The organism is Pseudoalteromonas sp. c7(2019) (assembly GCF_011378625.1).
Lineage (GTDB): Bacteria > Pseudomonadota > Gammaproteobacteria > Enterobacterales > Alteromonadaceae > Pseudoalteromonas > Pseudoalteromonas arctica.
The window spans coordinates 145218-171068 of the sequence record NZ_WTKS01000010.1 but is presented as its reverse complement, the minus strand read 5'-3'; the positions used below and the strand labels follow the sequence as shown (position 1 = coordinate 171068).

Annotated in this window: 17 protein-coding genes; 3 read left to right on the top strand and 14 right to left on the bottom strand. The window is 40.4% G+C overall.

The annotated features are described in order from the left end of the window. Positions 1–1374: 1374 nt before the first annotated feature. From GQR38_RS12930 to corA, 12 genes are all read right to left on the bottom strand, one after another. Complete coding sequence (locus GQR38_RS12930; RefSeq protein WP_121955318.1) at positions 1375–2262, bottom strand: F0F1 ATP synthase subunit gamma; 888 nt, start codon at positions 2260–2262, stop codon at positions 1375–1377. Next, a complete protein-coding gene (locus tag GQR38_RS12925) occupies positions 2259–3839 on the bottom strand; it encodes an alternate F1F0 ATPase, F1 subunit alpha (RefSeq protein WP_165721773.1) in 1581 nt (526 codons plus the stop codon). The genes GQR38_RS12930 and GQR38_RS12925 overlap by 4 nt, the downstream gene beginning before the upstream one ends. After that, the gene (locus tag GQR38_RS12920) at positions 3839–4639 is read right to left on the bottom strand and encodes a F0F1 ATP synthase subunit delta (RefSeq protein ID WP_165721774.1); all 801 of its coding nucleotides are present in this window, start codon (positions 4637–4639) and stop codon (positions 3839–3841) included. The genes GQR38_RS12925 and GQR38_RS12920 overlap by 1 nt, the downstream gene beginning before the upstream one ends. A gap of 3 nt (positions 4640–4642) precedes the next feature. Beyond that, positions 4643–4924 (bottom strand): F0F1 ATP synthase subunit C, encoded by a 282-nt coding sequence (locus GQR38_RS12915; RefSeq protein WP_010552606.1) that lies wholly within the window; start codon positions 4922–4924, stop codon positions 4643–4645. Between the two features lie 34 nt (positions 4925–4958). Continuing rightward, on the bottom strand, positions 4959–5648 hold the full coding sequence (locus GQR38_RS12910; protein WP_010552605.1) for a F0F1 ATP synthase subunit A: 690 nt from the start codon (positions 5646–5648) through the stop codon (positions 4959–4961). Beyond that, positions 5632–5961, bottom strand: coding sequence for an ATP synthase subunit I (locus GQR38_RS12905; RefSeq protein WP_010552604.1), 330 nt, complete (start codon positions 5959–5961; stop codon positions 5632–5634). The genes GQR38_RS12910 and GQR38_RS12905 overlap by 17 nt, the downstream gene beginning before the upstream one ends. After that, positions 5954–6307 (bottom strand): AtpZ/AtpI family protein, encoded by a 354-nt coding sequence (locus tag GQR38_RS12900; protein WP_165721775.1) that lies wholly within the window; start codon positions 6305–6307, stop codon positions 5954–5956. Before GQR38_RS12900 ends, GQR38_RS12905 begins: the two co-directional genes overlap by 8 nt. 20 nt (positions 6308–6327) lie before the next feature. Next, positions 6328–6654: a F0F1 ATP synthase subunit epsilon gene (locus tag GQR38_RS12895; protein WP_290293871.1), complete on the bottom strand. Its 327-nt coding sequence runs from the start codon at positions 6652–6654 to the stop codon at positions 6328–6330. 40 nt (positions 6655–6694) lie between these two features. Next, a complete protein-coding gene (gene atpD / locus GQR38_RS12890; protein ID WP_165721777.1) occupies positions 6695–8152 on the bottom strand; it encodes a F0F1 ATP synthase subunit beta in 1458 nt (485 codons plus the stop codon). Further along, entirely contained in the window at positions 8149–10533 is a 2385-nt protein-coding gene (locus GQR38_RS12885; RefSeq protein ID WP_206006194.1) for a phosphoketolase family protein, read from the bottom strand. Before GQR38_RS12885 ends, atpD begins: the two co-directional genes overlap by 4 nt. A gap of 70 nt (positions 10534–10603) precedes the next feature. Further along, positions 10604–10843 (bottom strand): SHOCT domain-containing protein, encoded by a 240-nt coding sequence (locus tag GQR38_RS12880; protein ID WP_165721778.1) that lies wholly within the window; start codon positions 10841–10843, stop codon positions 10604–10606. Between the two features lie 180 nt (positions 10844–11023). Beyond that, on the bottom strand, positions 11024–12121 hold the full coding sequence (gene corA / locus GQR38_RS12875; RefSeq protein ID WP_225305725.1) for a magnesium/cobalt transporter CorA: 1098 nt from the start codon (positions 12119–12121) through the stop codon (positions 11024–11026). Positions 12122–12786: 665 nt separating this feature from the next. Between corA and GQR38_RS12870 the strand changes: the two genes are divergently transcribed. Beyond that, positions 12787–13611, top strand: a complete 825-nt coding sequence (locus GQR38_RS12870) for a PRC-barrel domain-containing protein (protein ID WP_024590346.1) — start codon at positions 12787–12789, stop codon at positions 13609–13611. 419 nt (positions 13612–14030) lie between these two features. On the opposite strand, the gene GQR38_RS12865 is transcribed toward GQR38_RS12870, so the two are convergent. Continuing rightward, entirely contained in the window at positions 14031–14756 is a 726-nt protein-coding gene (locus tag GQR38_RS12865; RefSeq protein WP_165721779.1) for an HAD family hydrolase, read from the bottom strand. 540 nt (positions 14757–15296) lie between these two features. Between GQR38_RS12865 and GQR38_RS12860 the strand changes: the two genes are divergently transcribed. Further along, positions 15297–15488 carry a DUF2934 domain-containing protein gene (locus GQR38_RS12860; protein ID WP_010552595.1) on the top strand — a complete coding sequence of 64 codons (192 nt, stop codon included), beginning with the start codon at positions 15297–15299 and terminating at the stop codon, positions 15486–15488. Positions 15489–15628: 140 nt separating this feature from the next. Here the strand turns inward: GQR38_RS12860 and GQR38_RS12855 are convergent, their stop codons facing one another. Continuing rightward, positions 15629–16366, bottom strand: coding sequence for a Crp/Fnr family transcriptional regulator (locus GQR38_RS12855; RefSeq protein ID WP_165721780.1), 738 nt, complete (start codon positions 16364–16366; stop codon positions 15629–15631). A 649-nt stretch (positions 16367–17015) separates the two neighbouring features. Between GQR38_RS12855 and GQR38_RS12850 the strand changes: the two genes are divergently transcribed. Further along, positions 17016–25844, top strand: a complete 8829-nt coding sequence (locus tag GQR38_RS12850) for a glucoamylase family protein (protein ID WP_165721781.1) — start codon at positions 17016–17018, stop codon at positions 25842–25844. Positions 25845–25851 lie beyond the last annotated feature (7 nt).

Here is a 25851-nt window from a genome sequence, read left to right as displayed (position 1 = left end):
ACCTAAGTAAAAGCACTACCCACTCTTGATCACCCGGTCCAATGGCCAGCAGTTCGAATCCACTCAGTCGTACCACTTCAAAGTAATGAAAAAAACCTAAGTAAAAGCACTACCCACTCTTGATCACCCGGTCCAATGGCCAGCAGTTCGAATCCACTCAGTCGTACCACTTCAAAGTAATGAAAAAAACCTAAGTAAAAGCACTACCCACTCTTGATCACCCGGTCCAATGGCCAGCAGTTCGAATCCACTCAGTCGTACCACTTCAAAGTAATGAAAAAAACCTAAGTAAAAGCACTACCCACTCTTGATCACCCGGTCCAATGGCCAGCAGTTCGAATCCACTCAGTCGTACCACTTCAAAGTAATGAAAAAAACCTAAGTAAAAGCACTACCCACTCTTGATCACCCGGTCCAATGGCCAGCAGTTCGAATCCACTCAGTCGTACCACTTCAAAGTAATGAAAAAAACCTAAGTAAAAGCACTACCTACTCTTAATCACCCGGTCCAAGGGTCAGTGGTTCGAATCCACTCAGTCGTACCACTTCAAAGTAATGAAAAAAACCTAAGTAAAAGCACTACCCACTCTTGATACCCGGTCCAAGGGTCAGCAGTTCGGATCCACTCAGTCGTACCAATTCAAAGTAATAAAAAAACCAAAGAAAAAGCACTACCTACTCTTAATCACCCGGTCCAAGGGTCAGCAGTTCGGATCCACTCAGTCGTACCAATTCAAAGTAATAAAAAACCAAAAGAAAAAGCACTACCCACTCTTGATCACCCGGTCCAAGGGTCAGCAGTTCGAATCCACTCAGTCGTACCAATTCAAAGCAATAAAAATCCAAAGAAAAAGCACTACCTACTCTTGATCACCCGGTCCAAGGGTCAGTGGTTCGAATCCACTCAGTCGTACCAAATCAAAGTAATAAAAAACCAAAAGAAAAGCACTACCCACTCTTGATCACCCGGTCCAAGGGTCAGCAGTTCGAATCCACTCAGTCATACCAGTTCAAAACAATAATAAAATACCTCAAAGAAAAAGCACTACCCACTCTTGAACACTCAACTTCAACAGTTAATCATTAATTAACGATCGCTTACAACCAGGTTATAGCTTTATTTCTTGTAAATTATCCTTGTGAGTTTTGTTGACATTTCATGATTAAAATTCATTCAATTTACAGGGGGGTAATCGTGCGCGATTTGTAACCTAGCGGGCTCGGTAGCGGCTTCTGCGTTACTCTAATGGCTTACATTTTTGTAAGAATAAGTAAAAATCGAGTTACAAAGAGTCAATAACCGCACTGTATAGGCGATGTTTTGATTAAAAAAACACATAGAGCTTCAAATTCAACCTCTAAGATCAACAGCCCCTAGTCTATTTTATTTAGTAATTCATAACCTGCAAGTACATCACTCAACTCCTCGTCAATGGTACTTTGACGGAGAGTATTAAACTCACTCGAAAGCTTATCAAGTAGCTCTTCAATATTTTTTTCAGCGCGTTGCATTGCGCCAAGACGGCTGCTATTTTCGCTGACCAACGACTCGGCACATGCACGATAGAGAGAAATAAAAATATACTCGCGGATCAATGCTCTTATTGTTGTAGAGTGCTTGCAGAGTACTTCTGGCAAAGCTTTAGTTGGCCATAAAATATTTTTAAAATTATCTCGCCATTGCTCGTCAAGTGGGAGTAATCGCTGAGACACACATTCATAAAGCGCGCCTTGTTTAGGTTGATTATAAAACACCAATACACGGCAACCAGGATTAAGAACTAAGCTTGATTCACTGTCTATTTGAATTTGCCTAACTAAGGTATCTATATCGTGAACACTCACTGGCACTGTGTATACTTTTACTAAATTAAAGCCGGCATCGGTAAGTCGAGATGCAGCACGTGCGCCTACCACCCAAATTAGAGGTGGCTGGGTCTCGTTACTTAGCGCTTTAATTGTAAAGTCGGTAATACTTTCATTAAATTGCCCTACCAACCCTTGATCTGAGCCGAATATGATCACACCCGCTCTGCTTTCATTTAAATTTTTGGGTTGTGGTGAAAATTGAAATGACATGTCATCACGCAAACTCGCACTTAATCCTAACTCAACTGCCCGGTAGTAATCGGTCAATGAGCTAATCGATTTTTCATATTGCCCAATACTCGAGGCAGCAAGTGCCTTCATCGTTTTTACCACGCCTTGTAAATCACTTGCACTGGCTATTTTATGGCGTAAATTAGCGGCACTATTGCTCATGTTGTTATTGCCTTCTTTTCAGGCTCAAAATCAACAAGTGCGCGCTTAGCCAACTCAACAATTGTTTGTCGATCGTCATCACTTAAGCTTTTAGCGGTATCAAATCTATCACACAAAGTATCGTCTAACTGCGCAACTGCTTTTTTAAGAATATTTTTTGCGTCGTTTATTTTTAGCAGTTCAATCGAATCTAAAAAGCCATTACTGAGTGCGAGTAATAGCATAATTTGCTCAGGCACTGGCATAGGTGATGATTCAGATTGATGTAAGCTCGCTCGAATACGCCGTCCATGTTCAATTATACGCCGTGTATCATCATCAAGTCGGGCACCAAAACGAGCAAAGGTTTCTAGCTCTTCAAATTGAGCATATGCAAGCTTTAAATCGCCAGCAACTGCACGAAACGCAGCACGCTGTGCTTTACCGCCCACACGAGAAACCGACTTACCAACGTCAACGGCTGGTAATACACCTAGAGCAAATAATGAGGGTGATAAATAAATTTGCCCGTCGGTAATCGAAATTAAATTAGTTGGAATATAGGCTGAAATATTTTGAGCTTCGGTCTCTATAATGGGGAGTGCGGTCAAGGAACCACCGCCACGTTCTTTATTTAAATGGGTCGCACGCTCTAGTAATCGTGAATGAATATAAAAAATATCCCCAGGAAATGCTTCTCGTCCGGGCGGTCGTCGTAACAACAAAGACAACTCGCGGTAAGCTCTTGCGTGCTTAGTTAAATCGTCATATACAATAAGTACATCACGTCCTTGCTCCATAAAATATTCTGCAATACTGGTTGCAGCGTAAGGCGCTATATACTGTAAGCCCGGTGGCTCATTACCCTCTGTTGCAACAACAACCGTATAAGCCATTGCATTTTGCGCGCGTAATATTGCTATTGATTTAGCGACCGTTGATGCCCGCTGACCAATAGCGCAATAAATACAAATTACATTTTGTTCTCGCTGATTTAAAATCGTGTCTATGGCTATAGCTGTTTTACCTGTTTGCCTGTCACCTAAAATAAGCTCTCGTTGTCCTCGCCCTATTGGGATCATTGCATCGATTACAATAAGTCCGGTTTGCAAAGGCGTAGTAACAGGAGAGCGGTCCATAATTGGTGCAGCTGGACGCTCTATTGGTAAACGCTGCTCGGTTTGTATAACGCTTCCACCGTCTAGTGCCTCGCCAAGTGGGTTTATCACTCGCCCTAATAGCGCATTGCCAACCGCTACATCCATTACACGACCACTGCGGCGCACTTCATCCCCAGCTTGTAAGTGGGCGTATTCACCTAAAAGCACAACACCGACTTCTTTTTCATCAATATTAAACGCAATTCCAAGCACATTACCGGGAAATATAATTAGTTCCTCAAAGCCAACGCCAGGTAATCCCGACACCTTCGCAATACCCGTTGATACACTGGTAATGATACCAACTTCATGTAAGTTCAATTTTGAGTTAACTGTTTTTAGCCCTTGCTGAATGTGCTTAAACACATCACCAAACGCGTTTGTTAAACTGTGTATTTTTGTGTTTTTATTTTGAGTGTTTTCACTAAGGTCACTCATCACTTATCAACAGGTTGAGAAGTTGTAGGCTGAGCTGTTTTTTGTTTTAGTAACATATCAACTTCCTGCTCGATTGATTGTAAGTAATCGTCAATACTCCACACCAGCTTTTGTCCATTAACACATAACTCAATCCCGCTAATAAGGCTCTCATCGGTGGTGAATTTAATGGTAATATCTTTTGAAAACACAGTATTAATAGCATTCTTAAGTGCTAAACGCTGAGATTCAGTTAGCTCAAACGCACTTTGAATTAAGGCAGGTACAAATTCACTATTTGTATTTAGCGCCTGCGCTAAAGTGGTTTTTTTGTCGTCATCAAGCTTATATAAGCGGGCTGTAAACACCTCACATATTTGTTGTTCTAAAGTTGTTGATGCCAGTTCAGTTAAGGTTTTGCGACTAATAGCAAATACCTCTTGCTTAACTTTTCGACTTAAAGACTCCTTTAAATTATCAGTCTCTTTTACTATATTTTGTTGATATTTGGTGCCCCAGCTTTGGACTCTTTTTTGCGCCTCTAATATAAGTGCTTGCTCTGCTTGCTTAGCACTCACGCTTACTTGTTGCATCTTTTGTGTACGTTGTTGTTCAAACTCTTCATTTTTCAGAAAAAACTTTTCACGCTCCGCCAGTGCTTCATTTTGGTTTGTTTCAGCATCGTCTAACTCAGCGGCTATACGCTCTTCTCGCCTATCAATAGCGTGCAAAATTGGTTTATATAAATAGCGTTTTAGTAACCACACCAAAATTAAAAAATTAACCACTTGGGCTGCAACTGTAAACCAATCAATTAGCATGGTTTAACTTCCTGCAGCTTGTGCAATAGCGTAGTTCCAAAACGGATTGGCAAAAATAAGAATCATCGACACGACAAAACAGTATATTGCGGTCGATTCAATCATCGCAAGCCCTACAAAGAGCGTACGCGTAATAGTTGCTGATGCATCAGGTTGCTGTGCTAATGCACTCAATGCCGTTGCTACTGCTTTGCCTTCGCCAAGCGATGGACCTAAACAACCAAAACTAATTGTAATTCCTGAAATAACGATTGATGCCATTGCTATCATTGTCATGCTATCCATGTTCTCTCCAAGTATGATGTGTAGAAATACGTGATTAATTAACTCGTTGTTTGGCTGGTTTTACTGAGCGCGTAGCCGCAGCAATATAGACGGCGGCTAAAATAGTAAAAATATAAGCCTGTACTAAGCCTGTAAGCAAACCCAGTGCCGTCATTACGATTGGGAATATAAAGGGTGTAATGGTTAACAAAATGCCAATGATCATTGCCCCGCTCATCATGTTGCCAAATAACCGCACAGCCAGAGCAAGTGTCCGTGATAATTCGCTAATAATATTAAATGGCAACATAATAAAAGTAGGAGCCATATAAGATTTTAAGTAATTGCCAAGCCCTTGTTCACTGATACCAAATAAAGGCACTGCAATAAATACGGTGAGCGCCAGTGCTGCTGTAGTCGATAACGATGCCGTGGGTGGCTCATAACCCGGAACAATGGTAAACATGCTCGCGGTTACTAAAAATAAAAACAGTGTGCCTAAAAAGCCAAGGTATTTTTTAGCGTCATTCAAGCCTACGTCTTCAATTTGTTGTGTGATCCCCGTTACTATAATTTCTAAAAAATTTTGCCAACGAGAACGCTTTAACGTGGTTGAAAGCTTACGGGTTATCAATATCGAACTAATCACCAAAACCAACATTAAAACCCAAGTGAAAACGATGGTTGCATTGAGTTTTAAAAAACCATTTTGCCAATAAATAACCGTATCAGGACTCAGGTGCATGATGTGTCACCTTTGCTAAATGAGAGGTTGATGCAGTACGGGTAACATAAGTGGTAATAAAACGGGCTATCAAAAAGCTAAATAAACACAGTGGTAATTGCAACCAAGATCTTGATAATAAGTCACTCGTCATCACACTATAAAAGCCACTTAAAGTAATTCCCATGCGTATAAATAAACTCAGCACAACCCATAGCGCTGGGTGAGTCGATACCATACTTTTTTGCACCGTCCACCATAGGCCACCAAAAAATAAGGCACCAAGCATTAGACCTACACTAACAATAATTAATACGCCAACTAGCTCATGCATCTTCGTCATCCTTTTGCTCTTGATGTATCGCGCTGTCTTCTTTGCTCATCCAGTGCCACGCGTTAAAGCACCCAAGTGCTAAACCCGCAACCAATAAAGCCAATGTCCATGAATGATCGCTTTCATAATGCGAATCTATATACACACCTAAACTTGCACCAAGTATGGTAGGCACTGCAACCGACCAACCAATGAGGCCCATCATTCCTAAACCAAACCATATTTTTTGATGAGAGTTAAGCCTTGCTTTTAGCTTACGCTGGGCTTTTATTTCTACTTGTTCTGCAAGTGTTGATGAACTGCTTTGTGAGTCTTTTGAACCTAGGTCGTCTTTTTTGTTTGTCATAAATAAATAGCTTTTAGTGGTTAAAGTCGAAAACGATTTAAAAAGCTACTTTCTAATTTAGCCATCACTGTTCTTACTTGTTGTGCTTGTTCATTGAGTGCCAAAAACTCTTTATCTACAGCGCTGCGAAGTGTCGCCAGATCAGTACCTAATATGGCACTTCGCACCGATACCAGCACAGTGTTTCCTGTTTTAATTAATACGCCCTCATCTACGGCTACAAATATCTCACCGTCTTTTTCGCAATTAAATGTCAAAATACCTGGGGTTAGTGGCGCAACACAGTCAAGGCGATTGGGTAAAAATCCGTACGATCCTTCGCTTGTTTCGGCAACAACATGAGTCACATCATGCCTGTCGAAAAATATCTCATATGGCAGCAATAATTTAAGGTGTATCTGAGTTTGCGGCACCACTTGCCTCCTCATTATTATTTACTGTGGATTTTATTTTGACCTCACTTATGGCACCTATCATATAAAGTGCACTCTCTGGCACGTTTTTAAATTCATCATTTAAAATGCGTTCACACCCATCTAGCGCATCATCAAGGCTAACAAGTTTGCCTTTATAACTAGTAAATTGCTCTGTTGTAAAAAATGGCTGAGTAAGAAAACGCTCTAAACGCCTTGCGCGTCCAACAATGTTGCGGTCCTCAACTGATAACTGTTCAAGCCCTAACATAGCAATAATATCTTTGAGTTCATTGTATTGCGCTAAGGTGCTACGTACCTTTTGTGCAAGTAAGTAGTGGCGCTCTCCCACAACCCCGGGGCTCGCCATTTTTGAATTAGATTGCAGGGGATCTATAGCCGGAAATAATCCTTCGCTAGCGCGTTTGCGAGAGAGCACAATAGAAGCCGATAAATGAGAAAATGTATGAACTGCGGCCGGATCGGTAAAATCATCGGCAGGTACATACACCGCTTGAATAGAAGTAATAGCACCATTTTGTGTATTGGCAATTCGCTCTTCTAAGCCGGCAAGCTCTGTGCCCATAGTAGGCTGATAACCAAGCCTTGAAGGCATTTGCCCCATTAAGCCCGATACCTCAGAGCCTGCCTGAATAAAACGAAATATATTGTCGATTAGCAACAGCACATCTCGCTGCTCATCATCACGAAAATACTCAGCCATAGTTAAAGCTGCATGCCCCACCCTAAAACGACTCCCTGGTGGCTCGTTCATTTGCCCAAAAATCATCGCCATGTTTGGCAAAACGCCCGCGTCTTTCATTTCGCGATAAAGCTCTTCGCCTTCACGGCAACGCTCACCTATGCCACAAAATAGGCTAACACCTTTGTGCTTGCCCACCATATTGTGAATCATTTCAGTCAATAACACTGTTTTGCCAACACCTGCACCGCCAAACAATCCCGCTTTGCCACCACGTTCTAACGGCACCAGCAGATCAATTACTTTTATACCAGTTTCAAAAATCTCTGATTGGGTTGACCGTTCGGTTAATGGCACTGGCTTATTATGTACAGAGCGCCACTGAACATCTTTAAGCTCACCACCGCCATCAAGCGTGTTACCAAACACATCAAACATTCTCGATAAGGTTCCTTTACCTACAGGGGTAAGTAACGGTCCGCCACTGTCAACAACTTCCATGCCACGCGCAAGTCCTTGTGTAGGCGTGAGCGCAATTGCTCTTACATGATGCTCATTGCGCTGCTCTAGCACTTCAAAAATACACTGTTTGTTTTCGCCAGCACTAAGCATTGAATTAATCGCAGGTAGCTTTGTGTCAAAACGCACGTCAATTACGCTGCCGCGTATAGCGGTAATTGTACCGAGATTTTCAAATTTACTAATCGTGGATTGAGCTACAAAATTCATTGATGCGCCTGCCACTGCCAATTACGAATTTCAGGGAGATCTTGCCCATGCTTATTAATATATTTTTTATGCTCAACAAGCTTTTCTTCAAGCTGTTTTTTTAGTGCGTCTCTTTTTGTACCCAAGTTTGGCAGGCGTTCCAGTGTGTCTAACACTAAATGAAAACGATCAATCTCGTTTAATACCGTCATATCAAAAGCAGTTGTAATAGTGCCTTCTTCTTTATACCCGCGAACATGAATATTATGATGATTATTACGCTTGTACGTAAGCCTATGAATAAGCGTTGGGTAGCCATGAAATGCAAAAATAACCGGCTTATTAATAGTAAACAGAGTGTCAAAATCCTCTGCGATTAACCCGTGAGGATGTTCGGTATTAGGCTGTAAACGCATCAAATCAACCACGTTAACAACCCGGATTCTAAGATTACTAAAATGCTCGAGTAAAATCATAACGGCTGCCATCGTTTCCAATGTAGGCACATCACCACAACAAGCCATCACCACATCAGGTGTTGCATCTACGCTATTACCCGCCCATTGCCAAATGCCAATCCCTGCCTCGCAATGTTTAACAGCTGCCACCATATCTAACCATTGCGGCGCAGGATGCTTGCCTGCAATAACTACATTAACGTAATGACGACTTCGCAAACAATGATCCATTACCGACAGCAAGCAGTTAGCATCAGGCGGTAAATAAACGCGCACAATTTCAGCTTTTTTATTAATAACATGATCGATAAAACCCGGATCTTGATGGGTAAAACCGTTGTGATCTTGTCGCCATACATGCGATGCCAGTAAATAATTAAGTGAAGCGATTTTTTTACGCCATGGTAAACCTGCCGCCACTTTTAACCATTTAGCATGTTGATTAAACATCGAGTCAATAATATGAATAAACGCTTCATAACTATTAAACAAACCATGGCGGCCGGTTAATAAATATCCTTCAAGCCAACCTTCGCATTGATGTTCACTCAGCATTTCCATTACTCTGCCACTAGGCGAAAGCTGCTCATCGTTGCTATGGGTTGCTGCATTCCACTGTCTATCGGTTACCTCTAGCAGTGCACCTAAACCATTGGATACTGTTTCGTCGGGTCCAAATACTCTAAAATTACGTTGCTCGTCATTAAGCTCAACTATATCTCTCAAAAATGGACCTAAAACTCTGGTATCACCAATTCCTCGTATACCGGGAGAGATTACTTCGCATGCATAATCGCGAAAATCAGGCATATGCAAATCTTCTAGCAGCAACCCACCATTCGCATGAGGATTTGCTCCCATACGGCGATTCCCCGTTGGGGACAATTCAGCAAGCTCTGGTAATAAACGCCCTTGTGAATCGAAAAGTGTTTCTGGATGATAGCTACGCAGCCAGCTTTCTAATAATTGCAAATGATCTGGATGAGCTGATGGGCTAGAAATAGGAACCTGATGCGCACGCGATGTTCCCTCTATCTGAAAACCATCTACGAGCTTTGGACCCGTCCACCCTTTAGGTGAAATGAGGATAATCATTGGCCAACGTGGACGAGTTGGATCGTTATTATCGAGAGCATCTTTTTTTATTTTTTTTATTTGATGTATTGCGACATCAAGTGCTTTAGCCATAGCCTGATGCATTAGCTCAGGCTCATGTCCTTCAACAAAAATAGGGCTCCAGCCATAACCGAACATTAATTGCTCTAATTCTTCACGGGTAATACGCGCTAAAACGGTAGGATTCGCAATTTTATACCCATTCAAATGCAATATAGGGAGAACAGCACCGTCACTGATAGGATTAAGAAACTTATTAGAATGCCATGCAGTTGCAATAGGCCCTGTTTCTGCCTCACCATCACCCACCACACAAGCAACTATTAAGTCTGGATTATCAAATACAGCTCCAAATGAATGACTCAAAGAATAGCCCAGCTCGCCACCTTCATGAATCGAGCCCGGACACTCGGGCGACACATGACTAGGAATGCCACCGGGAAACGAAAACTGCAAAAACAGTTTTTGCATACCTGCTTTATCTTGGCTTATATCAGGGTAAATTTCACTGTAGGTGCCCTCAAGATAGGTATTAGCAACCATAGCTTGCCCGCCATGCCCTGGGCCAGATACATAAATCATATTTAGATCGTGTATTTTAATAACGCGATTTAAATGCGCATAAATAAAATTTTGCCCGGGTGTTGTTCCCCAGTGCCCAAGCAACATATTTTTAATATCACTTAGTACCAGTGGGCGTTCTAAAAGTGGGTTATCGCATAAATAAATTTGACCTACCGACAAGTAATTTGTGGCACGCCAATATGCGTCAATTAACTCTAATTCTTTTGATGTTAATGAAGGAAGAATCATATGCAGGGTTTCCATCTTGTCGCATCCGAAAATGCTTAAGCCATGCTCTATATAAGAGCATGGCGAGGATTAGCCAGCGCATTAACTACGCAATGGTAGTTATGTCCTGTTTTTTTTGCTCGAATTCTTTTTTGTCAATATCGCCGCTGGCGTATCTTTCATTAAGAATATCAATTGCAGTTTTATTAGACTCTAACCCATAGCGTCTATGGGTTCGGTAGCTATAACCCCAATGGCTTAAACTCGATATGAGCAATAACCACATACCAAACCATAAAAACCAACCCCAACCTGAGTACCACTCACTCCAAAATTCATGACCCATTTTAATCTCCACTTAAAATATGGAGCGCAAAACACTTACACCCCAATTAATACAATGAGTGTAAGTGAGTGATATTATTGGTTCTGTTCGCTAGCGTACGCATTTATTATTGTTAATCATAAGCAGTTGTTTTATTGAGCATTTACTTGCTGTTTCTATTAAATTTTGTTTCTATTAAAGTTAATTTCTATTAAGCCAACCTTTACGCCAAAAAATAAATATCATTGCTGCCGTTATCAAAATAAAAACACACCACAAAACGGGATATGCCCAAGTCCAGTTTAGCTCTGGCATGTATTTAAAGTTCATTCCATAAATTCCAGCTATAAATGTTAACGGTATAAAAACAGAAGATATAATAGTAAGCACTTTCATAATTTCATTCATACGGTTTGAAATAGCTGACATGTATAGTTCACTTAAACCGCTTACCATTTCACGGTATGACTCAATAATTTCAACTATTTGAATATTATGCTCATACACATCTCTAAGGTAAGGGCGCGTAGAGTCATCTATTCTGCCTCCTTCCTCGCGATACAAATGGTCGATAACCTCTCGCATAGGCCAAACAATTCTTCTTAATAATGCCAATTCTCGTTTAATACTATGGATATGATGCAGTACGTGGGGAGTTGGATTTTCAAGTGTTGTTACTTCAAGTTCCTCAAGGATATCGCCATATTGTTCAAGTACCGGAAAACATTTATCAACCAGTTCATCAAGTAATGCATAAAGTAAATAACCAGTACCATTTTTGCGAATACGACGATTTTCTGTATGCAAACGACCGCGAACGGATTGCCACACGTCTCCTGGTTTTTCTTGAAAACTCAGTAAAACATTGTCATATAAAAGTAAGCTAACTTGCTCAATATCAAGGATTGTATTATTGGGCTCATGCGTCTCTAGCTTCAACATGCTTAATACAACAAATAAATGATCGTCAAAAAATTCGATACGAGGTCGCTGAGGTACATGTAAAATATCTTCTGCGGTGAGCGTATGAAATGCGAAATGATGTTGAAGTAAACCAACAATATAAGAGTCTGTATTACTCACGTGGATCCACCTCACCGTTGCCCACTCAGGTTGGGGAGTTTTTAAAAACTCATCAATATCGCTAACCTCTTTGGCTTCTATACGGCTAGCTGAATAATCTATATAACGTATAACAGCATTGTTTGATCTTGTTGGCGCTAAAACACCAGCAACGTATTCAACTTTGGGTGACGGCCCAGAAATAGTGTTATATTTATGTTTTCTCGACTTGCGCACGTTATATAGCCCCAATGCTGGAGCACCCAACTTTCTCTTTTTATTATGTATTAACATTATATGCTCGATTACTTTATTTAAAGTTAGCTGAATAAAGTGAGTATTCTCAACACTTACAGCGCGAATAAAAGTCAGTCACAAAGCCACGCTACTCAAAAATAAGCATAGAGTCCGTGCGCTAACACTCAAATATAATGCCAGTTTTAAAAATACACTTCGCACGTTCTAATTATTCTTGTTATAGCGCTACCTAAAAATCAATGAAAAATAACATTGCTTGTTCGTCAGCGCACAGACCTTTGTTTTTCAAAAGCCGAAACTGGAAATATTAATCTACTTATCGTTTGTACTTTACAGCTTATAAAGCATGGTTTTTTATAGATAAGCATTAGGGTCTGTTGACCTTTTAAGATAGAAATTTGTTCTATCTAGAGGCTATTTAATCGCGGCGCAAGGTTTGCAACCTAGCGGGCTCGGTAAAAACCGAGCAAAGCTTCCGCATCCAGCTCACGCTCTAGGACAAACCCAAAGGGCTGCGCATGTTTAACCTCAAAAGATAAACGTGCCCTAAATAAGAAGAAAGCACTTGATAAGCAAAAGCGCGTTAAAAACTGCAAAAATAATGCATTACAAATGCAAATAACCCACTAAAAAGGATCGTTATTATGTTACGTAGTATGAAAGACTTAGAAGGTTGTGCAATCGCTGCTAGTGACGGTATTGTAGGCAAAGAAAAAGATTTTTTGTTTGATGACCTAGCATGGGTGATACGTTATTTTGTTGTAGAAACAGGCACGTGGCTATCGAGTCGCAAAGTTTTAATTTCCCCTATTGCGGTGCAAAACCCAAATTGGGATGAAAAGATTTTCCCTGTTTTAATCAGTAAAGACCAAGTTAAAAATAGTCCTGGTATTGATACTAATAAACCCGTTTCACGACAACATGAAATGGATTACCTAAACTACTATGGATACCCGTATTACTGGATCGGTACTAATTTTTGGGGAAGCGGGATATATCCCTACTCCTTATATCCTGGCAATGACATTTTTGAACATAGTGTCGAAGGTGCCCGCAGCGCAAATCTAATTCATAAAAGTATAAAAAGTCAGCATGATCAAAAAGGGGATCCTAATCTTCGTAGTTGCAAAGCTATTATTGGCTATAACATACACGCTAAAGACGGAGACATTGGCCATGTATCAGGATTTTTAGTTGAAGAAAATACATGGGCGGTTCGTTACCTAATTGTTGAAACGAGCAATTGGTGGGGAGGACATCAAGCACTTATCCCGTCAGCATGGATTTACGAAGTGCAATGGCTCGACAACTCAATTTCAACTGATTTAGTTCGTAAAGCGATAAAAGATGCGCCGGTATATGAGCCAAATAAAGAGATAACTCAGGACTTTGAAGCAGCTGTTTTTCATCACTATGAACTTGCTGCATACTGGGAAAAAATTGCTAAAACAGTAAATAAACAAAGTTAAAACAGGCGCAAATTCCAAAACAAGCGTGTCTTAATCTGCCTTTTATAACACTCTTACCAAGCAAATATTCAAGGACGATATTTGCTTTTATACTTAAAAACGTTTCCTCCAATGCTACTTGTAAAACTCAGGTAAAATTCAAATAAGATAAGAGCAATACACATCAGGGCCTGTTTATCTTTCGAGGTTGAATTTGCAGCAGTGTGTTTGGTATTTAGGCAAGGCAGAGCCTATGTAGTGTGGTTATTCCCCATAAATAGGCGATAACGTGGAATAAATGCCAAACATGCGCTGCCCGAAAGGTTCTGCCTAGGGGCAATTTACTCTTTGTTGCTCGGTTTTTACTTAGCCCACTAGGTTACAAACCTCACGCCGCGATTAAATAGCCCCTAGATTGAACAAACTTTAATCCTGAAAGGTCAACAGGCCCCAATATAAAACAATGTTTTATTTGGATTTAAATTGTATTCAATTAAATCCTCTTTATAAGAAAAACCGTAGTTGAGTAAATCACTTATACTATCAATACTCGTATCTGCCTTTCGATAGGTAAGTAGCTGCTTAATATCGTGGGCATAATGTCCTTGACGTGGAAATATAGTTGTTAATTCATTTTTCCACTGCGCTTTCATAGCAGCTAAAATACGTAACTTATCATCTACCATTACATAATGTTTAGCGGGGTACTGCTCTTTTATTGCTGCAAGCATTTGCTCTTTGTGAACATATATCAACACCCTTCCCTCCACTGCATCCCATAAACCGGAGCGTAAAATTTTAAGTGGTTGTAATACAATATCGCCATCAGACAAAATAACGGTGGGGCCAAATTGTTGTAAATGTTCAATCACAGCAAGTGCGTTAGGGTAAAGCCTTTCTTTATATGGATAATTAATTAAAAAAGAAGAAATCAGATGCAGTCTCGGATCATCAGAATGTTCCATTCGATAACACTGTAGTGCGCCCAAATAGTCGGCATAACCGAGTTCTTTACGAAGTTTTTCAAAAATAGACCAGTAATGGTCACTATTTTCACAACCAAATTCACCTTCTAAAAAATCTTTCAAATGGCTTAAAATAGTATCGCTATCGAGCAATGTATTATCAACATCCAGTAAAAATACGATATCGGGAACTGTTTGCACGCGCTGTCCTTAAAATAATTTAAGTACTTTATATTTTATTATATGAGTTTATTAATATTGACTCTGTACGGTATCGCGCCAAACAATGATTATTAAAGCTCATATATTCAACGCTCGTTACCTTCTCAAAATTACTATAAATACAGATAATGGGTGATTTATGTTCGCTGTGGCACAGACTCAAAATTGCAAAGCCATTAGGATAAAGCGGTCATACAAATTGTAGAATAGTCTTTTAAGCTATACGTAGTACTGCTTTTATACCAATTTGCTTAATTAAGTGAGCTATTTTGAGGTAAGAAAACCGTGTCGATAACAAGGCAAAAATTTCGTTATTTAGTTGTTCTTTTTCAGAAATTTTTAACACAGTTAGCGTCAAGTTTAAGCCCTCAAATTGATCAAGTATTATTGCACATTGGTATTACTATGATAAATCGAGCTTACATTCCACTTAAGATTGAGAATAATGTAACTACACTCAATGTTTTAATTTGGTATTAAGTTTTTTATTTTATCGAGTAATATTTTAGGAATAATCACATGAGTAATAACATCTCAAGTAATTCAGTATCAAAAACTAAATCTAATTTGAATAAAGAAGGTCTCAGCCGACATGACATGATTGAAGCTAAAGCTTACTCATTAGCCAGTGATCGTGACTTTACCGGTGACAATCACTTAAATGATTGGCTTGAGGCTGAAAAGGAAGTAGACGGACAACTACCAAAGTAAGTTAAATGTAAAAAGCCCACTAACAGCAGAACATACACAAATTTTAAAGCCCAGGCTCAATGAGCAACTTGCTGGGCTGTTTTGAAGCTATTACCGGATTTTATTTTTATGTAAATAAACTTATTAGATACCAAAATATATTAACTGATAATGGATAGTTTTCTAACGTTAGGTTTTTTTTCCATATAAGACTCCAACCTGTCTGTTTCTCTTTTTACAACCTCATAGCACTCGCATGACTGAGATTCTAATTGAGGTCGGTCTATCACACTAATATGACCACGTTTATAAGTGATAATACCCAGCTTTTGTAGTTTACCAGCGGCCTCAGTTACTCCCTCACGTCTTACGCCTAACATATTTGCTATTAGCTCTTGAGTCATTATTAAATTGTTACTCGGTAAACGGTCAATCGATAGTAAAAGCCAGCGGCTTAGTTGTTGCACTATACTATGATGACGATTACAAACTGCGGTTTGCGCTGTTTGGGTAATTAATGATTGCGTGTAACGTAACATGAGCATACGCATATCAGGCTCGCTATTAAATTGCCTGCGTAATTCACAAGCGGGTAAGCGATAAGCAGTACCAGCACTTTGCACAATAGCCCGGTTAGGAGTGCTTTCTCCCCCCATAAATACAGCTATACCTACCACCCCTTCATTACCGATAACTGATATTTCAGCAGATGAGCCATCAATCATCACATACAATAATGAAACAATACTATCTATTGGAAAATAAACGTAATCGAGCTTTTCACTTGTTTCATAAATAACTTCTCCAAGGGATAAATTGACTCGCTTTAAAAGCGGAAACATGAGGTGTTGTGCGTCAGTAGATAAAGCATTAAGCAGTTTGTTCTTCAATTGACCCATCTAATGTGAATTTCCTTTTTATATGCCCAACTTATAACTAATAAAACCTAAAAGTAATGGCTTTGAAAGTATGTAAGTCAGGATATTTTAATAATAAACTCGGATTTGTTTATACAGTTATTAGGCGCTAGAAATGAAAGGTCGTTGCTTTTTGATAATAAAAATTGTTCTATTTTTATTAAAGAATTTTAAGGTGCCTTTAATTATTTTATATACGTTTATTCACTTTAAATATAAGCCGACACTCCCAGCTGTACTTCACTGAAATAATAAGATACTCAATATAACAAGGCGAATATGTACGCTAACACACATAGTCTAAATTTATCTGCCTTTAGTTGATATATATGCATAATGGTTGATGAAATTTAAAGATAATCCACACCATAACATGGCGACAACTCACTGTTATAAAACACAAAATAGAACTCTACTATTAGACTATGTGTGTTGACGAACCGACCCTTAACGAAGCTTGTTATATGTTGATGTATGTATTCAACAATAAGATAAACTTTATGAATATTTTTAATGATTACTTGCTCACCTCTAATAACCAAAATAATTTAAAACATCTTTTTTTAAATCCAGTGATAAATTTAACCGTCAATATCTTCACTACGACGTTTAGTCTCAAGTATTTACCACGATGAATAAAAATAAGCTTATCAACATCCTTTCGCCATTTTTCCCTTGGCTTAAATCAGCTCCCCAAAAAGAACAAATCCCCATTCGATCAGAGCTCTTAAGTGCTGAACAAATGGAAAAACATGCAAAATCACTAGCAAAAAGTCATATTTTAGATGCTAAAAACACTCAAGATCAGCTACTTGAGCGCCTAGACGAAAACGAAAAAGTACTGATTAAAGCCAATAGTTTATTAACCATTGCCGTTAAAGCAAAGCAGCCTATAATGCCCTCTGGTGAGTGGTTACTCGATAATTTTTATCTTATTGAAGAGCAAATTCGTACCGCTCGGCTTCATTTACCTAAGCACTATAGTCAGGAACTGCCACGTTTAGAGCAAGGTGCCTCTTTAGGTATGCCCCGAGTTTATGATATTGCGTTAAATGTAATTTCCCATGGCGACGGGCGTGTAGATAGCGAAATTTTAGCGCAATTTTTAGCCGCGTATCAAACAGTAACAACGCTTAACCTTGGTGAACTCTGGGCCATTCCAATTATGCTAAGGTTAGCCTTAATTGAAAACCTGCAACGCGTAAGTACACGTATCATAATCGCACGCCAGCACCTAAATCTAGCCCAACAGTGGGCTAATCAAATGTTAGAAATTGCTGAGCAAGACCCTAATAGTTTAATTTTAGTTATTGCCGACATGGCACGCTCAAAGCCTCCTATGGAAAGCGCTTTTGTAGCAGAGCTAACTCGTTTATTACAAGGGCATGGTTCGGCATTAGCACTTCCCCTTACTTGGATTGAACAACAACTAGCTGATTCGAGTTTAACCATAGAGCAACTAGTACAAAAAGAGAATCAGCAACAAGCCGCTGATCAAGTCTCAATTAGCAATAACATTAGTAGCTTACGCTGGTTGACCGCGATGAACTGGGCGGATTTTGTAGAAGATCATAGCGCTGTAGAACACATTTTGCGCCAAGATATAGAGGGTGTGTATGGTTATATGGACTTTATCACGCGAGATAGTTACAGAAAAATCATAGATCAACTCGCTAAGCGAAGCTCATTTTCAGAAGTCGATATAGCTAAAAAAGCAATAAAATTAGCCCAGCAGGCTGATCAAGCCCAAACAATATCAAACACAACGCTTGCGCCTAACCATGTAGGCTACTATTTAATTGATAAAGGTATTACGCAATTAAAGCAGCGCATAACAGTAAAAACGCCTATTTTTAAAACGTTATTTTCGCAAGCCAAGCGTATAACATTAGTACTTTATTTAGGGGCAATTATATCCTTAACAGCCCTAATTAGTGCCTCTTTTATGGCTATGGTCGTTCCTAATAACATACCTCACTGGCAGTTTATTCTTTTAATAATTTTAACTTTATTCGGAGCAAGTCAATTAGCCTCAGCACTCGTAAACTGGATAGTTACCTTGCTAGTCGACCCACAACGATTACCCAGAATGGACTATTCAAAAGGGTTGCCAGCGCAAAATAAAACATTCGTAGTAATCCCTACAATGCTTACCAGCTCTATAGGTATTGAGCAGTTATTAGAAGTACTCGAAGTTAGATTTTTAGGTAATCGCGATCAACATATACACTTTGCTCTACTGACCGACTTTACTGATGCAGAGCAACAAACACTCCCCACAGACGAAGCGTTGTTATCGCAAGTACGCCTTGGTATAGAAAACCTTAATGCCAAATATGCAGAGCCTTCTCTTTTACAGCAAGAAAGTCGCTTTTTTTTACTGCATCGCCCACGAACCTGGAATCCAAAAGAGCAAATTTGGATGGGGTTTGAACGTAAACGCGGAAAATTATCAGATCTAAACTCACTACTTCGAAACCCAATAGAACATGCATTTGAACTTATCGTCGGTGATATTAACGCTATACAAAAAGTTAAATATGTCATTACTTTAGATACCGATACACAACTTCCACGAGATTGTGCCCGTCAGTTAGTTGCGACCATGGCGCACCCTTTAAATCAACCAAGATTTGATGAAAAAAGACAATGTATTGTAGGCGGCTACGGCATTTTACAACCACGTATGGCAGCAAGTCTATCGGGACATAACCCTTCTCGTTACTCGCAATTATTTGGTGAAGAACCGGGTATCGACCCATATACGCGTTCAATATCCGATGTATACCAAGACCTCTTTTCACAAGGCTCATTTATCGGTAAAGGTATATACGATATAGATGCATTTGAACAAACACTTGGTAACCGTTTACCACAAAACCAAATACTCAGCCATGATTTACTCGAAGGTTGCTATGCTCGATCAGGGTTGATTAGTGATGTGCACTTGTACGAAGAATACCCTACACGTTACAACACTGATATGTGTCGGCGTGAGCGCTGGATCAGAGGAGATTGGCAAATTGTGCGCTGGTTACTTCCTAGTGTTTTAAACACTCGAAGCGATAAATGTCAAAATCCTTTGTCACCTTTATCACGTTGGAAAATTCTTGATAATTTACGTCGAAGTGTCGAACCACTCGCAATCTTTTTATTACTTACGGTAGGTTGGTTTACAGCAGCTAATCCATTGAAATGGACCCTTGCCATAAGTGCTATTTATTTATTACCCCCATTGCTGAGCGCGCTAATTTCGTCGATGCGCAAACCCGCAGAAATGCTGATATCCCACCATTTGCATGATGTTTTACAGTGCTTTGTTCGTCAACTTATTCAAATCGGTTTTCGTTTAGCATGTTTACCTTTTGAGGCTGTGTTTAACTTAACCGCAATATTACGTAGTGCGGGTCGAATGCTGTTTACTCAACGTCGTTTATTAGAGTGGCATGTCACAGATCATAAATCTAATCATGTAGTAAATGCCTTAATAAATAGTTATTACACTATGTGGACTGCGCCATTTATTGCGATTACTTTAATCGCTTCGCTACTTTACTTTGCCCCTTTACACTTAACTTTTACAAATATATTAGCTGTATTTCCTCTACTTTTATTATGGCTTTTATCACCGGCTATAACATGGTGGTTTAGTGAGCCTAAACTCGATAATTTAGCGCCACTGAGCGACAAGCAACAATTATTTTTACAAACTATTGCCCGTAAAACATGGGCTTTTTTCGACCACTTTAACACTGCAGACGATCATTGGTTAATTCCCGATAACTATCAAGAGGAAGCCGGTCCTGTTATTGCGCACCGTACATCGCCTACTAATATTGGTCTGTCTTTACTGGCTAACGTTAGCGCCTATGATTTTGGTTTTATTGTACAAAGTGATTTAATTCAACGCACGCAAGATTGCTTTAATACCCTCGATAAACTCGAGCGCCACGAAGGGCATTTTTATAACTGGTACGACACACAAACATTGCAACCTTTGCCACCGCGCTATATTTCATCAGTAGATAGCGGTAACTTAGCCGGTCACCTTTTAACTTTACAAATAGCATTAAAAGAACTCCCTTCTAAACCTATTGTTCACCCACAAATGTTTGAAGGCATAAGTATCACTTTGGCTATTGTGGCAAACTTGTTTAAAACATTGCAATTAGACTCAGAGCAAAATAAAAACAATATTATCGATACCGCTATTAATGCCATGAGCTCAATACTTAACGCTGTTCGTATCACTGCGCCTACAAATCTATATGACGTTGAACAGCACTTAATTACACTCAATAATAATGCGCGAATATTGTTAGAGAATATAAAGCAAGACGCTACTAATGATTTAGATACAAAGTCGCAAGAGCATAAAGTATGGACTCAAGACTTACACAGGCAATGCCAGCGTACCCTAAACGAACTCTATTTATTTTCGCCATGGCTCAAACTAACTAATCCGCCAGTTAGCTTAAAACTGCTATTTCTTGATTCTAATATTTTGACAATGCAGCAATTAGTTAAACGTTGCCCCGACACTATTAACGCAATTGATGCGCTTTTATCATCGGTATTACCATCCGACGAAACTCAGTGGCTTTCTTCATTACGTATTCATACTTTAGCCAGTACACAGCTTGCCAAAGATTGCATTTCGCAATGTGACAAATTAGCCAACAGAGCGATTGAATTTGCACAAATGGAATATGCATTTTTATATGATGAGTCTCGCCATTTATTGGCTATTGGTTATAACGTAGATGAGCATCGACGTGACACCAGTTTTTACGATTTACTGGCATCTGAAGCACGTTTAGCCAGTTTTATTGCTATAGCACAAGGTAAATTGCCACAGCAAACCTGGTTCGCTCTAAGTCGCCTACTAACCAGCGCTGGCGCCGAGCCGGTGCTGGTGTCGTGGAGTGGCTCTATGTTTGAGTATCTTATGCCCATGTTAGTTATGCCTAGCTACGACGGTACATTGCTCGAACAAACTTGCCGTGCAGCGGTTACCCGACAAATTGATTATGGAAAAAGACAAAACGTACCGTGGGGCATATCTGAGTCGGCATACAATACGGTAGATGCTTCTCTTAATTTTCAATATCATGCCTTTGGCGTACCGGGTTTAGGGCTAAAACGAGGCTTATCAGAAGACCTCGTCATCGCTCCCTACGCGTCTGCATTGGCATTAATGGTTAACCCACAAGCCGCGTGCGAAAATCTTCAACTGTTAGCTGATAGTGGACTTGAGGGACATTACGGATTGTATGAGGCAATAGATTACACCCCTGCCCGTTTATCCAGAGATCAAAAAAGCGCAGTCATTCGCTCCTTTATGGCTCACCATCAAGGTATGAGCTTACTTGCATTGGCATATCATTTACTTGACCAGCCTATGCAAAAACGCTTTGAATCAGACCCTTTACTGCAATCAGCTTTGCTATTACTACAAGAGCGCGTGCCTAAAACATCTATATTCCAACCTCATATAGACCAATACGCAGAGAGCGGGGCGTTATTTGAACATGCAAAAATAAAGGTTAATCCACCTATTCCAGCTATTACCCCAACACCCCAAGTACAGCTACTTTCAAATGGTCGTTACCATGTAATGCTTACAAATGCAGGAGGTGGCTACAGCCGCTGGACCGACTTAGCCGTTACACGGTGGCGTGAGGATCCTACTTGCGACAATTGGGGAACATTTGTCTATATTAGAGATACAGCCACAGGCGACTTTTGGTCGGCAGCCCACCAGCCAACGCTAAAACCAGCCCAGTCGTATAGCGCATCATTTTCTGAAGGTCGCGCTGAGTTTCGCCGAAGCGATCAGCATATAGAAACTTACACTGAAATCGTTGTCTCTCCGGAGGACGATATTGAACTTCGTCGTATACGCTTAAGTAATCACTCACCCGATACCCGTACAATTGATATAACCACTTATGCAGAAGTTGTAATGGCAAACCCTGCAGCCGACCTTATGCAACCGTCATTTAGTAATTTGTTTGTACAAACTGAAATACTTCCATGTGGCAATGCCATTTTATGTACTCGTCGTGCACGCTCTGCTGATGAAAAAACACCTTGGATGTTTCATTTACTTTCAACACGCGTCAATAGCAGTACAACAAAAGTCGGACCCCTGTCTTGTACAACTGATCGCATGCAATTTATTGGTAGAGGTCGCTCTTTGGTTTCACCACAAGCAATGCTAGAAATGGGCGAACTTGACGCTAAACAAGGGTCTGTGCTTGATCCTATTGTTGCTATTCGCGCCCCTGTGACTTTACTTGCTGGCAGTGTAGTAACACTCGATGTAATAACGGGTATGGCACAAAGTAGACAGGCTTGCCTTGCGCTAATTGCTAAATATCAAGATCATCACATTACCGATCGAGCACTTGATTTAGCATGGACTCATAGCGATGTGACCTTACGCCAAATTAACGCCAATGAAGCAGATGCTCAACTCTACCGGCAGTTGGCTGGGTATATTTTGTATGCCAATGCAACTCTTCGGGCTAACGCATCTGTATTAATACAAAATCGTCGAGGACAATCTGGACTATGGGGCTACTCAATTTCTGGCGACTTACCTATCATATTATTAAAAGTAGCCAGCGGTAATAATATTGAAATTGCCCGCCAACTTATTCAATGCCATGCATATTGGCGCTTAAAAGGGCTTGTCGCTGATTTAGTCATTTGGAATGAAGAACAAGTTGGTTACCGACAAGGTTTGCAAGACCAAATTATGGGGCTAATCGCAACGGGTACTGAGTCTCATTATATTGATCGCCCTGGCGGGATATTCGTTCGCTCAGCAGAACAAATTTCGAATGAAGACCGCATACTGTTACAAGCCGTTTCGCGGATTATTATTGATCAAAGTGGCACATTGGCAGAGCAAGTAAACCGTCGAACGCTTGCAGAGAAAAACGTAAAGGGACTAATCCCAACTCAAGCATTACATCCCAAAATCAATCAAGCGCTTGGCAATACTCAAGAAAACTTACTTTTAAATAATGGACTGGGTGGGTTTAGTGAAGATGGTCGCGAATATATTATTACCACCACCGAAGCGAATCCAACTCCTCTGCCTTGGGTTAATGTGCTAGCAAACGCACATTTTGGCAGCGTTATTGACGAAAATGGTTTTGCTTATACGTGGAGCGAAAACGCCCATGAGTTTCGTTTAACGCCGTGGAGTGCAGACACTACAGGCTCATCTGGTGGCGAAGCCTTTTATTTACGTGATGAAGATACAGGTAAATTTTGGTCACCTTGTGCGATGCCAAAACGTGGGGCTAATCCCTATATAACCCGCCATGGCTTTGGTTATAGTACCTTTGAGCACAGTGAAACCGGTATCGAATCCTCTCTTTGTGTGTATGTAGATACACTCGACGCCGTAAAATACTCGGTATTAAAAATTAAAAACAACTCATTAACTACCAGGCGCCTAAGTGCAACAGGTTATGTTGAATGGGTACTTGGCGATCTTCGTTCTAAAACAGCGCTACACCTTGTAACAGAAATTGATGCTAAGAGCGGTGCATTGGTTGCCTCTAATGCCTATAACTCAGAGTTTGGTGGCAGAGTTGCTTTTTTTGACGTTGATGATATGTCACGAACACTAACAGGAGACCGTAGCGAGTTTATTGGTCGCAATAAAACATTACACGACCCCCAGGCAATGACTCGTACTCATTTATCTGGCAACTTAGGAGCGGCACTCGATCCGTGCGGTGCAATTCAAGTCCCTTTTGAACTGCAAAGTGAACAAGAGCGCACAATTATTTTTAGGCTCGGTGCTGCGCAAAATAAAGAGCAAGCAAGTACGCTTGCTTTAAAACTCAGAAAACCCGGTACAGCACGCATTGCACTCGAAAAAGTCACTGATTTTTGGCAGCAAACACTCGGCAGTGTGCAGGTTAACACCCCCGACCCTGCATTGAATGTATTAGCAAATGGCTGGCTTGTGTACCAAACTTTAGCATGTCGTTTTTGGGCTCGCAGTGGGTTTTATCAAAGTGGTGGCGCGTTTGGCTTTCGCGATCAGTTACAAGATGCCATGGCATTAATACATGCTTCGCCTGCATTACTAAGGGATCACATACTGTACTGCGCCACACGTCAGTATAGCGAAGGTGATGTGCAACATTGGTGGCACCCACCATCAGGGCGCGGTGTAAGAACACGCTGTTCAGACGATTATTTATGGCTACCATTAGCTACGTGTCGTTACATAAAAGGCACTGATGACATAACTATTTTAGATCAGCTAATGCCCTTTATTGAAGGTCGCCCCCTTAAAGACGACGAAGAATCCTATTACGACTTACCCTCTGTGAGTGCAGCAAGGTCGAGCCTTTACAAGCATTGCGTGTTGGCAATTGAGCATGGTTTACACTTTGGAGAAAAAGGTTTACCGTTAATGGGCTCAGGAGATTGGAATGACGGTATGAGCCTTGTTGGAATACACGGCAAAGGCGAAAGCGTTTGGCTGGGGTTCTTTTTATATAAAATACTACAAGAATTTTCTCCTATTGCTGCATTACATGGCGATATAGAGTTTGCTACTCGTTGTGACGATGAAGCACAAAAACTACAAGGTAACCTAGCTAAACACGCATGGGACGGAGCTTGGTATCGTCGCGCATGGTTTGACGACGGAACCGCGCTGGGCTCATCACAAAGCCCAGAGTGCACTATTGACTCAATAGCGCAAAGTTGGTCAGTGCTCTCTGGTGCAGCTAATAATGAGCGCTCTACGCAAGCAATGTCGTCTTTGTATCAGCATTTGGTCAATAGCGATGATAAATTAATCCAATTACTCAATCCGCCTTTTGATAAATCAAAAATGAACCCTGGTTATATAAAAGGTTACGTCCCGGGCGTGCGCGAAAATGGCGGGCAGTATACGCATGCCGCTATTTGGGCAAGCATGGCATTTGCTCAACAAGGCGACAAAAAAAGAGCGTGGGAATTGATGAATATAATCAATCCATTAAATCATGCTAAAAACGCCGAACAAGTTGAAACCTATAAAGGCGAACCTTATGTCGTAGCCGCCGATGTTTATGCCGTTGCTCCGCATATTGGACGAGGCGGTTGGACGTGGTATACCGGATCTGCGGGTTGGTTATACCGACTAATAATAGAATCTTTATTAGGTGTAACACGAACAGGAAATAAGCTAACCATTTCACCGTGTATTCCAGAGGATTGGAGCACCTACTCAATCGACTATCGCTTCGAGAGCACCTATTACCATATTACAATTGAGCAAATTATAGGGGATGAAAAACATAATAAAAGTGAGCTAATACTTGACGGTATGGCGCTTGAATCAACTTATATTCCACTTGAAAACGATAAGCAAAAGCATGAAGTTCACCTAAGCGTTTACTCAGTGAATTCTAATAAATTGAAACCAAGTAAAATATAAACAAACG

Excerpts from the sequence above, each read along its gene's own strand:
- GQR38_RS12930 (WP_121955318.1), bottom strand. The coding sequence starts at position 2,262 with ATGAGCAATAGTGCCGCTAATTTACGCCATAAAATAGCCAGTGCAAGT.
- GQR38_RS12925 (WP_165721773.1), bottom strand. The coding sequence starts at position 3,839 with ATGAGTGACCTTAGTGAAAACACTCAAAATAAAAACACAAAAATACAC.
- GQR38_RS12920 (WP_165721774.1), bottom strand. The coding sequence starts at position 4,639 with ATGCTAATTGATTGGTTTACAGTTGCAGCCCAAGTGGTTAATTTTTTA.
- GQR38_RS12915 (WP_010552606.1), bottom strand. The coding sequence starts at position 4,924 with ATGGATAGCATGACAATGATAGCAATGGCATCAATCGTTATTTCAGGA.
- GQR38_RS12910 (WP_010552605.1), bottom strand. The coding sequence starts at position 5,648 with ATGCACCTGAGTCCTGATACGGTTATTTATTGGCAAAATGGTTTTTTA.
- GQR38_RS12905 (WP_010552604.1), bottom strand. The coding sequence starts at position 5,961 with ATGCATGAGCTAGTTGGCGTATTAATTATTGTTAGTGTAGGTCTAATG.
- GQR38_RS12900 (WP_165721775.1), bottom strand. The coding sequence starts at position 6,307 with ATGACAAACAAAAAAGACGACCTAGGTTCAAAAGACTCACAAAGCAGT.
- atpD (WP_165721777.1), bottom strand. The coding sequence starts at position 8,152 with ATGAATTTTGTAGCTCAATCCACGATTAGTAAATTTGAAAATCTCGGT.
- GQR38_RS12885 (WP_206006194.1), bottom strand. The coding sequence starts at position 10,533 with ATGGAAACCCTGCATATGATTCTTCCTTCATTAACATCAAAAGAATTA.
- GQR38_RS12880 (WP_165721778.1), bottom strand. The coding sequence starts at position 10,843 with ATGGGTCATGAATTTTGGAGTGAGTGGTACTCAGGTTGGGGTTGGTTT.
- GQR38_RS12870 (WP_024590346.1), top strand. The coding sequence starts at position 12,787 with ATGTTACGTAGTATGAAAGACTTAGAAGGTTGTGCAATCGCTGCTAGT.
- GQR38_RS12860 (WP_010552595.1), top strand. The coding sequence starts at position 15,297 with ATGAGTAATAACATCTCAAGTAATTCAGTATCAAAAACTAAATCTAAT.
- GQR38_RS12855 (WP_165721780.1), bottom strand. The coding sequence starts at position 16,366 with ATGGGTCAATTGAAGAACAAACTGCTTAATGCTTTATCTACTGACGCA.
- GQR38_RS12850 (WP_165721781.1), top strand. The coding sequence starts at position 17,016 with ATGAATAAAAATAAGCTTATCAACATCCTTTCGCCATTTTTCCCTTGG.